This window comes from Caldimonas hydrothermalis, assembly GCF_056746695.1.
This window is the reverse complement of record NZ_JBWQXA010000005.1, coordinates 150,181-163,616: the sequence shown is the minus strand read 5'-3', so window position 1 is coordinate 163,616 and position 13,436 is coordinate 150,181. Positions and strand designations below refer to the sequence as shown.

12 protein-coding genes are annotated in these 13,436 nt (G+C 68.0%); all 12 read right to left on the bottom strand.

Features of this window, described 5'->3' with window-relative positions; all coding sequences use genetic code 11:
- Positions 1–45: 45 nt before the first annotated feature.
- Positions 46–1,347 (bottom strand): bifunctional tetrahydrofolate synthase/dihydrofolate synthase, encoded by a 1,302-nt coding sequence (gene folC, locus AC1ECW_RS08725; protein ID WP_481201636.1) that lies wholly within the window; start codon positions 1,345–1,347, stop codon positions 46–48.
- A gap of 109 nt (positions 1,348–1,456) precedes the next feature.
- Positions 1,457–2,329 carry an acetyl-CoA carboxylase, carboxyltransferase subunit beta gene (gene accD / locus AC1ECW_RS08720; protein WP_409708173.1) on the bottom strand — a complete coding sequence of 291 codons (873 nt, stop codon included), beginning with the start codon at positions 2,327–2,329 and terminating at the stop codon, positions 1,457–1,459.
- Positions 2,326–3,153, bottom strand: a complete 828-nt coding sequence (gene trpA / locus AC1ECW_RS08715) for a tryptophan synthase subunit alpha (RefSeq protein WP_481201635.1) — start codon at positions 3,151–3,153, stop codon at positions 2,326–2,328. Before trpA ends, accD begins: the two co-directional genes overlap by 4 nt.
- Entirely contained in the window at positions 3,150–4,418 is a 1,269-nt protein-coding gene (gene trpB, locus AC1ECW_RS08710; protein ID WP_481201634.1) for a tryptophan synthase subunit beta, read from the bottom strand. Before trpB ends, trpA begins: the two co-directional genes overlap by 4 nt.
- An 18-nt stretch (positions 4,419–4,436) precedes the next feature.
- Entirely contained in the window at positions 4,437–5,093 is a 657-nt protein-coding gene (locus tag AC1ECW_RS08705) for a phosphoribosylanthranilate isomerase (protein WP_409708165.1), read from the bottom strand.
- Positions 5,090–5,899, bottom strand: a complete 810-nt coding sequence (truA, locus tag AC1ECW_RS08700) for a tRNA pseudouridine(38-40) synthase TruA (protein WP_481201633.1) — start codon at positions 5,897–5,899, stop codon at positions 5,090–5,092. Before truA ends, AC1ECW_RS08705 begins: the two co-directional genes overlap by 4 nt.
- A 94-nt stretch (positions 5,900–5,993) precedes the next feature.
- Positions 5,994–8,594: a motility hub landmark protein FimV gene (locus tag AC1ECW_RS08695; protein WP_481201632.1), complete on the bottom strand. Its 2,601-nt coding sequence runs from the start codon at positions 8,592–8,594 to the stop codon at positions 5,994–5,996.
- Positions 8,595–8,801: 207 nt separating this feature from the next.
- Entirely contained in the window at positions 8,802–9,935 is a 1,134-nt protein-coding gene (asd, locus tag AC1ECW_RS08690; RefSeq protein ID WP_409707206.1) for an aspartate-semialdehyde dehydrogenase, read from the bottom strand.
- Between the two features lie 89 nt (positions 9,936–10,024).
- Positions 10,025–11,104, bottom strand: coding sequence for a 3-isopropylmalate dehydrogenase (leuB, locus tag AC1ECW_RS08685; protein ID WP_409707203.1), 1,080 nt, complete (start codon positions 11,102–11,104; stop codon positions 10,025–10,027).
- 35 nt (positions 11,105–11,139) lie between these two features.
- Positions 11,140–11,790, bottom strand: coding sequence for a 3-isopropylmalate dehydratase small subunit (leuD, locus tag AC1ECW_RS08680; protein ID WP_409707200.1), 651 nt, complete (start codon positions 11,788–11,790; stop codon positions 11,140–11,142).
- Positions 11,791–11,794: 4 nt separating this feature from the next.
- Positions 11,795–11,926, bottom strand: coding sequence for an entericidin A/B family lipoprotein (locus AC1ECW_RS08675; RefSeq protein WP_409707197.1), 132 nt, complete (start codon positions 11,924–11,926; stop codon positions 11,795–11,797).
- 14 nt (positions 11,927–11,940) lie between these two features.
- Complete coding sequence (gene leuC / locus AC1ECW_RS08670) at positions 11,941–13,350, bottom strand: 3-isopropylmalate dehydratase large subunit (protein ID WP_409707195.1); 1,410 nt, start codon at positions 13,348–13,350, stop codon at positions 11,941–11,943.
- Between the last annotated feature and the right edge of the window lie 86 nt (positions 13,351–13,436).

The following is a 13,436-nucleotide window of genomic DNA, read 5'->3' as shown; positions in this document are numbered from 1 at the left end:
GGGAACGCCGGCCTTGCAGCCGGCCCGCCGGCCGTCCAGGCCGCCTCAGCCCAGGTGCCGGGCCGACAGGCGGGGCAGGCCGCCCTGCAACACGCCCCCGACGGTGAAGAAGGACCCGAAGACCACGATTCTATCAGCCGGGTCCGCCGCGGACAGCGCGCACTGCAAGGCCTGAAGCGGCGTGGCATGCACCGACGCGACGGCCTGCACCGGCGTGCGCGCCGGCAGGGTGTGCCAGCGGCGCAGCAGGTCGGCGCCCGGAAGGGCCCGGCCCGTGGGCAGGTCGGTGAAGTACCAGGCATCGACCAGCACGTGCATGCGCCGCAGAATGGCGTTCACGTCTTTGTCGGCCATCGCACCGAACACGGCGTGCGTGCGTGGGAAGAAGCCCATCTGGTCGAGGTTCTCGGCCAGCGTGGCCACCGCGTGCGGGTTGTGGGCCACATCCAGCACCAGCGTGGGCTGGCCGGGCACGATCTGGAAGCGCCCGGGCAGCTCCACCATCGCCAGGCCATTGCGCACGGCCTGGGCATTGATGGGCAGGCGCTCGTGCAGCGTCTCGAAGGCCGCCAGCACCCCGGAGGCGTTGAGCAACTGGTTGGCGCCTCGCAGCGCCGGGTAGGCCATCGCGTTGTAGCGACGGTGCCGGCCCGACCAGTTCCATTGCTGGCGGTCGCCGCTGTAGCGGAAGTCCCGCCCGAACAGGTGCAGGTCGGCGCCCAGCGCCTGGGCCCGCTCGATCACGCTGTGCGGCGGCATCGGGTCGCTGACGACCACCGGGCGCCCGGCGCGCATGATGCCCGCCTTCTCGCGCCCGATACTCTCGCGGTCGGGCCCCAGGTAGTCCATGTGGTCCAGGTCGATGCTGGTGATGACGGCACAGTCGGCATCGATCACGTTGACCGCGTCCAGGCGCCCGCCCAGGCCCACTTCGAGCACCACCAGGTCCAGCCCCGACTGTGACAGAAGCCGCAGGATCGCCAGGGTGGTGAACTCGAAGTAGGTCAAGCCCTGCCCTTCGCGGGCGGCTTCCACCGCCTCGAAATGCGGCAGCAGGGCCTCGGCGGCCACCACCTCGCCGCGGATGCGGCAGCGCTCCTCGAAATGCACGAGATGGGGCGAGGTGTAGACGCCAGTGCGGTAGCCCGCTTGCAGCGCGATGGCCTCCAGCATGGCGCAGGTGGAGCCCTTGCCATTGGTGCCGGCGACCGTCACCACCGGGCAGTCGAAGTGCAGGTCCAGTCGGGCAGCCACGGCCTGGACCCGCTCGAGCGTGAGATCGATCGTGCTGGGGTGCAGGCGCTCGCAGTGCGCCAGCCAGTCGGCCAGGGTTTTGGGAGAACTCATGGGGCGATGGTAAGCCGCCGGCGGTCGCCGGGACGGCCTCGGTGTCAATGCGGGGGGGCACCGCCAAGGGCCGGCGCGAAGCCGGTCCCGCAAGCGCGGATAGAAACGATCAGGCCACCGCGTCGGCCGGCTGGCGCTGCAGCATGGCCAGCAGGCGGGCCACCGTGGGCCGCAGCTCGCGCCGGTCGACGATCATGTCCAGCGCCCCCTTCTGCATCAGGAACTCTGAGCGCTGGAAGCCCTCGGGCAGCTTCTCGCGCACGGTGTTCTCGATGACCCGCGGGCCGGCAAAGCCGATCAGAGCCTTGGGCTCGGCAATCACCACGTCGCCCACGAAGGCGAAGCTGGCCGACACGCCGCCCATGGTCGGGTCGGTCAGCACACTGATGTAGGGCAGCTTGGCCTTGGCCAGGCGGGTGAGCGCCGCATTGGTCTTGGCCATCTGCATCAGGCTGAGCAGGCCTTCCTGCATGCGTGCCCCTCCGGTGGCGGTGAAGCAGATGAACGGTGTCTTTTGTTCCAGCGCGGTCTCGACGCCACGCACGAAGCGCTCACCCACCACCGAGCCCATAGAGCCGCCCATGAAGTCGAATTCGAAACAGGCGGCCACCACAGGCATGCTCAGCACGGCACCGCCCATCACGACGAGCGCGTCGGTCTCGCCTGTGGTCTCCAGCGCATCCTTCAGGCGGTCGGGGTATTTCTTGCTGTCGCGGAACTTCAGTGCATCGACCGGGATGACCTCCTGGCCGATCTCGTAGCGGCCCTCGGCGTCGAGGAATTTGTCCAGCCGTGCGCGCGCGTTGATGCGGTGATGGTGCGCGCACTTGGGGCAGACGTAGTGGTTGTGCTCCAGGTCGGTCTTGTACAGCACCGTTTCGCACGACGGGCACTTGATCCACAGCCCTTCCGGCACCGAACGGCGCTCGGCCGGGTCGGTCTGCTGGATTTTCGGGGGCAGCAGTTTTTCAAGCCAACTCATCGATGAACTCCTTCCAGGCTGTCAAGGGCGGCACGGATCTGCGCGATGAACTCGCACCCGGCCGCCACCACGCGGTCGCGCGGCTGTTCTTCCAGCAATTGCACGAGGCGCGAGCCAATCACCACCGCATCGGAGACGGCCGCCACGGCCCGGGCAGTGTCGGCATCGCGGATGCCAAACCCCACGCCCACCGGCACCGAGACATGCTCGCGGATACGGGGCAGCATCTGCGCCACCGCCGCCGTGTCCAGGTGCCCGGCACCGGTCACGCCTTTCAGGGACACATAGTACACGTAGCCGCTGGCGACCCGCCCGACCTGCTGCATGCGCTCGGCGGTGGAGGTCGGGGCCAGCAGGAAGATCGGGTCCAGGCCCTGGGATTTCAGCGTGGCGGCAAAAGCCTCGCATTCCTCGGGCGGGTAGTCGACCACCAGCACGCCATCGACACCAGCCTCACGCGCAGCCTGCACGAAGGCCCCTTCGCCGTGGCGCTGGTCATAGCGTTCGATCGGGTTGGCATAGCCCATCAAGACCACCGGGGTGGTCGTGTTGCTCACACGGAAGGCCCGGACCTGGTCGAACACCTGGGGCAGGCCGATCCCGCGGGCCAGGGCCCGCTCGGCAGCCTTCTGGATCACCGGGCCGTCGGCCATCGGGTCGGAAAACGGGACGCCCAGTTCGATCACGTCGGCCCCGGCGTCGGCCAGGGCCAGCATCAGCTCGGGTGTGACGTCGGCATAGGGGTCGCCGGCGGTGACGTAGGGGATGAGGGCCTTGCGGCCCTGCTCGCGCAGGCGGGCGAAGGTGGCAGCGATGCGGCTCATTTCGGCCCCTTCATCGCCTGGGCGTCGCCACCCTTGACGCTCTGGCCCCGGCAGGACGGACGGCAATAGAACTCGGCGCCCGAGAGGTCGGCCACCGTGCCGATGTCCTTGTCGCCACGGCCCGACAGATTCACGAGCAAGGTCTGGTCCGGGCGCATCGTAGGGGCCAGTTGCATCGCATAGGCCACCGCGTGGCTGGATTCCAGCGCCGGAATGATGCCCTCGGTGCGACACAGGCGGTGAAAGGCGTCGAGCGCCTCCTTGTCGGTCACGCCCACGTACTCGGCGCGGCCGATGTCCTTCAGGTAGGCATGCTCGGGGCCCACGCCCGGATAATCCAGGCCGGCCGAGATCGAGTGGGTCTCGATGATCTGCCCGTTGTCGTCTTGCAGCAGGTAGGTGCGGTTGCCGTGCAGCACGCCCGGCGAGCCGGCACTCAGCGACGCCGCATGCTTGCCGGTGTCCAGCCCCTCCCCGGCCGCCTCGACGCCGATCAGGCGCACCGACTCGTGCGGGATGTAGGGGTAGAAGATGCCCATGGCATTGCTGCCGCCGCCCACGCAGGCGATCACGGCATCGGGCTGGCGGCCCGTCATCTCGGGCATCTGCACGAGGCATTCCTCGCCGATCACGCTCTGGAAGTCGCGCACCATCGCAGGGTAAGGCGCGGGGCCGGCCACCGTGCCGATGATGTAGAAGGTGTTCTCCACGTGGGTGACCCAGTCGCGCAGGGCTTCGTTGAGCGCATCCTTCAGGGTGCGCGAACCGCTTTCCACCGGCACCACGGTCGCGCCCAGCAGGTGCATGCGGTAGACATTGGGCGACTGGCGCTTCACGTCCTCGCTGCCCATGTAGACCACGCACTCCATGCCATAGCGCGCGCAAATCGTCGCGGTGGCCACGCCATGCTGGCCCGCGCCCGTCTCGGCGATCACACGCGGCTTGCCCATGCGACGCGCCAGCAGGGCCTGCCCGATGGTGTTGTTCACCTTGTGGGCGCCGGTGTGGTTGAGGTCCTCGCGCTTGAGGTAGATCTGCGCCCCGCCCAGCTCGCGGCTCAGGCGCGCGGCGTGGTAGACAGGGCTCGGACGGCCGACGAAATGGGCCAGTTCACTGCGGAATTCGGCCTGGAACTCGGGGTCGTGGCGGTAGCGCTCGTAGGCCGCCTTGAGTTCGTCCAGGGCATGGGTGAGGGTTTCGGCGACGAAAGAGCCGCCATACGGGCCAAAATGCCCCCGGGCATCGGGTTGCTGGTAGTTCAACATGGCTTCAGGTGAACGGGGTCAGGCGATGGCGGCTGCGATACGCGCATCGGCTTCGCGAACCGCCTCGCAGAACCGGCGCATCGCCGCGGCATCCTTGATGCCCTTGGCGGATTCGACGCCGGAACTCACGTCAACGGCCCAGGGCCGGACCTGAAGCACCCCATCGGTCACGTTTGCAGGATTCAACCCACCAGACAAAACGACCGGACAGGGCACGCCGGGGGGAATGAGTGACCAATCGAAGACCTTTCCACCGCCACCGTAACCTTCGACGTGCGCATCCAGCAGCACGGCCTGGGCGGTGGCAAAACGCTGCGCGAAGTGTAGCAAATCGAAGCCGGGCGCCATGCGGGCGGCGCGCAGATAGGGTCGGCCGGCAGCCTCGCAGTCCTGCGGTGTTTCGTCACCATGGAACTGCAGCACCAGTTGCGGAATGGCCTCGCAGGCCCGGCGTACCTCGTCGGCCGCCGCGTTCACGAACAAGCCCACCGGCGTGACGAACGGTGGCAGCCGGCGCACCAGCGTCACGGCCTGCTCCAGGCTGACATGGCGCGGGCTGCGGTCATAGAACACCAGGCCGATGGCGTCGGCCCCGGCGGCCACCGCCGCCTCGACATCGGCCTGGCGCGTGAGACCACAGATCTTGATGCGGGTGCGTTGGGCAGGCATGGTCATCTCGGACCCTCCGTAGCCGCCGGACCGGGCAGCCAGTCATGGGCCGCCGTGTGCACCGGCAGCCCCAGATGCGCATCGTAGCGGGGCCCGAGGAAGTACAGGCCATCCGGCGCAAAGGTGGGGGCAGCCAACGTGCGGTCACGGCCGGCCAGCACCCGTGCCACCCAGTCCGGCTCGCGGGTCCCGGCGCCCACCGCGATCAGGCATCCCATCAGGTTGCGCACCATGTGGTGCAAGAAGGCATCGGCCTCGAATTCGAAGCGCCAGTAGGCCCCATGCCGCTCAATCGAGAGCTCGGTGAGATGTTTGACCGGACTGCGGGCCTGACACTCCGACGATCGAAAGGCACTGAAGTCGTGCCGGCCCAGCAGGTGGGCGGCAGCACGGCGCATCGCCTGTGCGTCCAGCGGACGGAAGACCCAGCCCACCAGGCCGCAGTCCAGGGCCGGGCGCACTGGCGATTCGCGCAGCACGTAGGCATAGCGGCGCGACCGCGCGCTGTTGCGGGCGTGGAAGTCGTCCGGGACGGGGCAGCACCACTGCACGGCGATGTCGTGGGGCAGAAAAGTGTTGGTGCCGCGCACCCAGGAAAAGGGCTCGCGCCGGCGATCGGTGTCGAAGTGGACGACCTGGTTGAGTCCGTGCACGCCGGCGTCGGTCCGCCCGGCACAGACCACCCGCACCGGGGCATCGGCAAAGCGCGTCAGCGCCTGCTCGAGGTGGTCCTGCACCGCGCGCCCGCCGGGTTGACTCTGCCAGCCCAGGTAGGCCGTGCCTCGGTAGCTGACACCCAGTGCGATCCTCACGGCAAGCGTTCCCAGGTCGGTTGCTCAGGGTCTCGGAAAGGCAACGGGCCAGGTGGCGACCCGCGCCCCCTGGCCCGTGACGGGCATGCTGTGTTCAGGCCAGTTCAGCGAGCATGCTCTGGGCCTTGGCCTTGAGCGCCCCACTGGACTTGGACACGACCTCCTGCAGGAGTTCGCGAGCCCCTTCGCGGTCACCGATCTGGCGGAACTCCTCGGCCAGCTCCAGCTTGCGCTCCATCGGATCGCCGGAGGTCTCTCCGTCGCCAAGATCCAGCCCGGCCAGTTCGTCAGCGGCCCCAGGGCCCGTCTCGGGCGATGGGGTCGGGCCCAGGTCGAGCGACAACTCACCCAGGTCGAAATCCATCGAGCGCGAATTGGGTGCATCGGCGCGGGCGGCGGGCTGGGCGGGCGCCACCTCGGGCAGTTCCGGCAGCTCGAAGGCCATGTCCATCTCGGATGCAACCTCCCGGGCAGGCGGGACTTCGGGATCTGGGGATCCGGCCTGGGCCCGCTCAGACACGGCCGCAACGGCAGCCAGCGGCTGGGTCGACTCGGAATTGAAACTGCTGGGCGCGGGTTCGTCGCCCAAGGGCAGGTCCAGATCGAGATCGACATTGGCCTGGGCCTTGGACGCCTCGGCATAGGTCGACGGCGTGGGCATCACCGACTGGGGCATCGTGCTCGCCCCCAGCGGCTCATAGCCCCCTTCGGGCAGCTTGACGGCATCCGGTGGCGCGCCGCCCGGTTGGTACAGCGCGTTGTCAGGGTCGATCTGGCGGCCCAGTTCCTGGGCGCGGGCCCAGTCCTCGCCCTGGCCGCCGGTCAAGCCATACAACTGGGTGGCCAGCAGTTCGAAGCCCTTGGCGTCGCGACGCTTGGCATAGACCTCGAGCAGCTTGGTGCGGATGGCCAGGCGCTCAGGGTTGGCACGCATGGCTTCCTTGAGGATCTCCTCGGCCTGCAGGTCACGGCCGTAGGCCAGGTAGACATCGGCCTCGGCCACCGGGTCGACGTCGCCGATGGCATCGAGCTGGCTGAGCGAATAACTCAGCGACGAAGGCGCCCCGGTGGCATCCTTGGTGTCCACTCGCTGGCCGCCACTGGCGCCGAAGAAGGAGTCAGGCTGCAGGCGGCTTTCGAGGAAGGAGGTCTCCCCGCTGTCCTTCTTGGTCCGCGAGCGCAGACGGTAGACGCCCAGGCCCACGAGCAGGGCCACCAAGCCGCCGGCCAGAGGCAGCGTGAGCGGATTGGCCAGCAGGTCGTCGATCAGGCTGGGCTCGGCCGGGGCCGGCGTGGGCCCCGGGGCCGGTGCAGGGGGCGGTGCGGGGACCGGCGCCGGAGCCTGGGCCGCGGCCGGCTCCGAGGCGGCCGCCGCCGCCACGCCGGCAGTGTCGGACGCCACACTGGCCGGGGCTTCGGGCTGGGCGACCGAGGCCGCCACCGGCGCGGACGCTGACGCCACCGGAGCCGCCGCCACGGGCACACTCACGCCGGCCGCAGGCGAGGCCGCCGGCGCCGGCGCCGGCGCCGGTGCAGGTGCCGCCGGGGCGCCGGCCGGCGCGATGCGCTTGAGTTCCTCGACGTTGCGCGACAGCTCCGCCACGCGCTGGGCCGCCTCCTGCTGCTGGCGCTGCTGGGCGATGCGATCCTCGGCCGAGGCGGCACCGGGGGCCGCAGCCACGGCACCCTTGCTCAGCGTCAGCCGGTCCGCAGACGCATCAGCAGCCTGACGACGGTCCTGCACCTCGGCTTCCACCCGTCCGGACGCCTGGCGGGTGGGCTCTTCGGTGGCCGTCTGCCGGGTCGCGGCGGCCAGCCGCTGACGATAGGCGTTGAAATCGGCGCTTTGCGCCTGGATGATCCTGCGGGCCTCGCCAGGTGAGACGCTGAGCGCCTGCTCGGCCCCGGGGACCGACAGCACGGCCCCCGCGCGCAGGCGGTTCATGTTCTCGCCGGCGAAAGCCTGAGGGTTGGCCTGGAACAGGGCCACGAGCATCTGGTCGAGCGAGACGCCGGGACGCTGGACGCGCGTGGCAATGCCATACAAGGTGTCGCCGCGGCGCACGCGGTATTCGTCGTCTGGGTCTGCCGTGCCGGTCGCGGCTTGCGGCGCAGCAGACGGCGCCGGGGCGGGCGCAGGTGCGGCTGCGGCCGGACGTGCCGCTGCCGCCGGACGGGCTGCGGTAGCCGGTGGCGTCGCTGCCGGAGGACTCAGCGGCGCAGGCGGCGTCGCACCGATGATCGGTGCGGTAGCCGGCGTGGCCGCCCGGCGCGTGGACGATGGCGGGTCGAGCAGCAAGGTGTACTCGCGCACCAGCCGGCCCGACGTCCAGGACAGCTCGAGGATCACGTCGACGAAGGGCTCCTGGACCGCACGGTCGCTGAAGACCCGCAGGTAGGGCCGACCGTCGGGCCGGCGCTCGAGGGTGACGCGTGTGCCGGTGAGGACGGCGTTGTACTCGACTCCGGCGGCCCGGTAGGCATCGGGCGCCGCGACGCGAGCCTGCAGGTTGGCCGCCTCCTCCGGCGTGAGGCTGGTGATGTCGATTTCCGCCCGCAGTGCCTCGCCGAGCGCAGACTGGACCGTCACTCGGCCCAGACCCAACGCCGCGGCCGGACCGGCCGCCAGAAACATGGCGGCCGCAGCCACCCCGGACAGAGCGAAACGCCCTAGGGAACGTGAAGATGGTTTCAAGGCGTCTCCCAATGAAACAAGCCGCCAGCGCGCAAGCAGGCCTGCAGAGTCATCGATATTTATGAATTTTCCGCAGGAAAGACAGAAATCACAATAGCATCAAGCAGATACGATGACAAGCTCATGCAATGGCTGACATTCGCGCCAGCCCCGATAGCCGGAAACATTGCACGAACTGTGGGCCGCACGCCACACCCCTGAGACTCTTTATTGTTCGATGATGATGCGCAGCATGCGGCGCAGCGGTTCAGCAGCCCCCCAGAGGAGCTGATCGCCGATCGTGAAGGCACCGAGGTAATCGGGCCCCATGGCCAGCTTGCGCAGACGCCCCACCGGGATGGTCAGCGTGCCGGTGACGGCCACCGGGGTGAGGTCGCGCAGGGTGTCCTCGCGGGTGTTGGGCACCACTTTCACCCAGGCATTGTCAGCGGCAATCATCGCCTCGATGTCGGCCAGTGGCACATCCTTCTTCAGCTTGAAGGTCAGGGCCTGGCTGTGGCAGCGCATCGCGCCGATGCGCACGCAAAAGCCGTCCACGGGAATCGCCGGCGTACCGAAGCCTTCGCCGATGCCCAGGATCTTGTTGGTCTCGGCCCCGCCTTTCCATTCCTCACGGCTCACCCCGTTGCCCAGGTCCTTGTCGATCCAGGGGATCAGTGAGCCGCCCAGGGGCACGCCGAAGTGGGCCACCTCCTCGGCCGACAGGCTGCGCTGCTTGGCGATGATGCGCCGGTCGATCTCGAGAATGGCACTTTTGGGGTCGTCCAGCAGGGCGCGCACTTCGGCGTTGAGTGTGCCAAATTGCGTGAGCAGCTCGCGCATGTGCTGCGCCCCCCCGCCCGAGGCAGCCTGGTAGGTCATCGTGCTCATCCACTCGACCAACCCGGCCTTGTACAGCGCACCCACCCCCATGAGCATGCAGCTCACGGTGCAGTTGCCCCCGATCCAGTTGCGCCCGCCTTTGGCCAGCGCATTCTTGATCACCGGCAGGTTCACCGGGTCGAGAATGATGACGGCATCGTCCTTCATGCGCAGCGTCGAGGCCGCATCGATCCAGTGGCCTTTCCAGCCGGCGGCGCGCAGCTTGGGGAAGACCTCGGAGGTGTAGTCGCCGCCCTGGGCCGTCAGGATGATGTCGCAACGCTTGAGCGCCTCGATGTCGAAGGCGTCCCTCAGCGTCGTCTCGTTCTTTGCCATGTCCGGGGCGGCACCGCCCGCATTGCTGGTGCTGAAGAACAGGGGTTCGATCAGGTCGAAATCACCTTCGGCGCGCATGCGATCCATGAGCACCGAACCGACCATGCCACGCCAGCCCACCAAACCTACCAAAGTCGTTGCCATCGTTGTCTATCGCCAGAAGTTGCCAAGAGGATGTGGATTCGTTCCACCGGATTCCCCGAATGCCGGCGCCCGGGGCCGGACTTGGGGGCTCAGCCCTGCGCTTTCAGTCGGGCGACCACAGCGTCGCCCATCTCCTTCGTGCCCACGCGGGTGGTGCCTTCGCTGAAAATGTCGGCCGTGCGCAGGCCTTGGGCCAGCACCTCCTGCACGGCGCGTTCGATGCGGTCGGCCGCCTCGGCCTGGTTCAGGCTGAAGCGCAGCATCATCGCCGCACTCAGGATGGTGGCCAGCGGATTGGCCACACCCCGCCCCGCAATGTCGGGCGCCGAGCCGTGGCTGGGTTCGTACAGGCCCTGCCCGCGGTCGTTGAGAGAGGCCGAGGGCAGCATGCCGATCGAGCCCGTCAACATCGCGGCCTCGTCGGACAGGATGTCGCCGAACATGTTGCCGGTGACGATCACGTCGAATTTCTTCGGCGCCTTCACCAACTGCATCGCAGCGTTGTCGACGTACATGTGCTCGAGTTCCACGTCCGGGTACTGCGCATGCACCTCGGTGACCACATCCTTCCAGAACTGGAAGGTCTCCAGCACATTGGCCTTGTCGACACTGGTGACCTTCCTGCCACGCTTGCGGGCGGCCTGGAAGGCCACATGGGCGATGCGCTCGATCTCGGGGCGGCTGTAGCGCATCGTGTCGAAGGCCTCCGGCGCCCCCTGGAAGGCACCGTCGGCCGATGCCCGGCGGCCGCGGGGCTGGCCGAAGTAGATGTCGCCGGTGAGTTCGCGGATGATGAGGATGTCCAGCCCGGCCACCAGCTCGGGCTTGAGGCTGGAGGCGTGGGTGAGCTGCTCGTAGCAGATCGCGGGGCGGAAGTTGGCAAAGAGCTGCAGGTGCTTGCGCAGACCCAGGATAGCCTGCTCGGGACGCAGCGCACGCTCGAGCTTGTCGTACTTCCAGTCGCCCACGGCACCGAAAAGCACGGCGTCGGCCTGCTGCGCCAGCGCCAGGGTGGGTTCGGGCAGCGGATGGCCGTGCGCCTCGTAGGCGGCGCCGCCCACCAGGGCCTGCTCCATCTCGAAGTGCAGGTCGAGCGAGCCAAGCACCTTGACGGCCTCGGCCACGATTTCGGTGCCGATGCCGTCACCCGGCAGGACTGCGATCTTCATGGTCGTCCTTGTGTTCTTGAGACCCGTGGCCAGCCTCAGCCGACCAGCCGGTGGTTGAGCCAGGGCTTGCGCGCCAGGCGTTCGGCCTCGAAGGCCTTGATTTTGTCGGCGTGCCGCAGGGTCAGGCCGATGTCGTCGAAGCCGTTGAGCAGGCAGTACTTGCGAAAGGCCTGCACCTCGAAGGCCAGTTCGGTGCCGTCGGGCTTGAGCACCACCTGCCGAGGCAGATCGATCGTGAGCTCATAGCCGACGAAGGCATACACCTCGTCGAACAGCCGGGCCACCTCGTGCTCGGGCAACACGATGGGCAGCAGCCCGTTCTTGAAGCAGTTGTTGAAGAAGATGTCGGCAAAGCTCGGCGCGATCAACGCGCGAAAGCCGTATTGCTCGATCGCCCAGGGGGCGTGCTCGCGGCTGGAGCCGCAGCCGAAGTTCTTGCGGGCAAGCAGCACTGACGCGCCCTGGTAGCGCGGCTGGTTCAGCACGAAGTCCGGGTTCGGTTTGCGCGTGGCCGGATCCTGCCCCGGCTCGCCGCGGTCGAGGTAGCGCCATTCGTCGAACAGGTTCGGACCAAAGCCCGTGCGCTTGATCGACTTCAAGAACTGCTTGGGGATGATGGCGTCAGTATCGACGTTCTCACGATCGATGGGCGCCACCACGCCTTTGTGAACGGTAAAGGGCTTCATGAGATCACTTCTTGCGGCTGGCCGCCTCTTCCATCTTCTCGCCGACCTTCTGGACATCCTTGCCCAGCCCTTCGATGGTGTTGCAGCCGGCCAATCCGAAAGCCGTCACCATCAGCATGATCCACAGATGTCTCATGGCTCGGTCTCCCCTCAGGCAATGCGGCGCACATCGACGAAGTGGCCCTCGATGGCCGCCGCCGCAGCCATCGCCGGGCTGACCAGGTGGGTGCGCCCGCCGGCACCCTGCCGCCCCTCGAAGTTGCGGTTGGACGTGGAGGCGCAGCGCTCACCCGGTTCAAGACGGTCGGCATTCATCGCCAAGCACATCGAGCAGCCCGGCTCACGCCATTCGAAGCCAGCCGCCTTGAAGACCTGATCCAGGCCCTCGCGCTCGGCTTGTTCCTTCACCAGGCCCGAGCCGGGCACGACCATCGCCAGCTTCACGTTGGCCGCCACCTTGCCCCCGAGGCGGCGCACGACGGCCGCCGCCTCGCGCAGGTCTTCGATGCGCGAGTTGGTGCACGAGCCGATGAAGACTTTGTCGACGCGGATGTCCGACACCGGCTTGTTCGGCTCGAGGGCCATGTACTGCAGAGCCCGCTCCATCGCGCTGCGTCTGACGGCATCTTTTTCCCGCTCGGGGTCGGGCACGCAGTCGTCGATCGAGACGACCATCTCGGGCGAGGTGCCCCAGGTCACCTGCGGGCGGATTTGGCTGGCGTCGAGCTCGACCACCGCATCCCAGTGCGCGTCCGGGTCCGAATGCAGGGTGCGCCAGTAGGCCACGGCCTGATCCCACTCCACGCCCGTGGGCGAATACGGGCGCCCTTTGACGTACTGGATCGTGGTGTCGTCCACCGCCACCAGGCCGGCACGCGCGCCGGCCTCGATGGCCATGTTGCACACCGTCATGCGGCCCTCCATGCTGAGCGCGCGAATCGCACTGCCGGCGAATTCGATCGTGTAGCCGGTGCCGCCGGCCGTGCCGATGCGGCCGATGACGGCCAGCACGATGTCCTTGGCGCTACAGCCCCTGGGAAGCTGCCCTTCCACCTTGATCAGCATGTTCTTGGCCTTCTTGGCCAGCAGCGTCTGGGTGGCCAGCACGTGCTCGACCTCGCTGGTGCCGATGCCGTGGGCCAGTGCGCCGAAGGCCCCGTGGGTGGAAGTATGGGAGTCGCCGCAGACCACCGTCATGCCCGGCAGCGTGGCGCCCTGCTCCGGGCCGATCACGTGCACGATGCCCTGGCGCTTGTCGTTCATCTTGAACTGCGTGATGCCCAGCCGGTCGCAGTTGCGGTCCAGCGTCTCGACCTGCAGGCGAGAAATCGGGTCGGCAATGCCCTGGCTGCGGTCGGTCGTGGGCACGTTGTGATCACTCACCGCCAGGTTGGCCGACAGGCGCCAGACCTTGCGACCGGCCACCTCCAGCCCCTCGAAGGCCTGCGGGCTCGTCACCTCATGCAGCAGGTGGCGGTCGATGTAGAGGATGGCCGTGCCATCTTCCTCGGTGTGGACGACATGCTCGTCCCAGATCTTGTCGTACAACGTGCGGCCCATGGCAGCCTCGTGGGTGGGAAGCCAATGATTTTAAGCTTTTGCAAGCAAAAACCCCGGCGCGGGGCCGGGGTCGGGAGATCGGGATC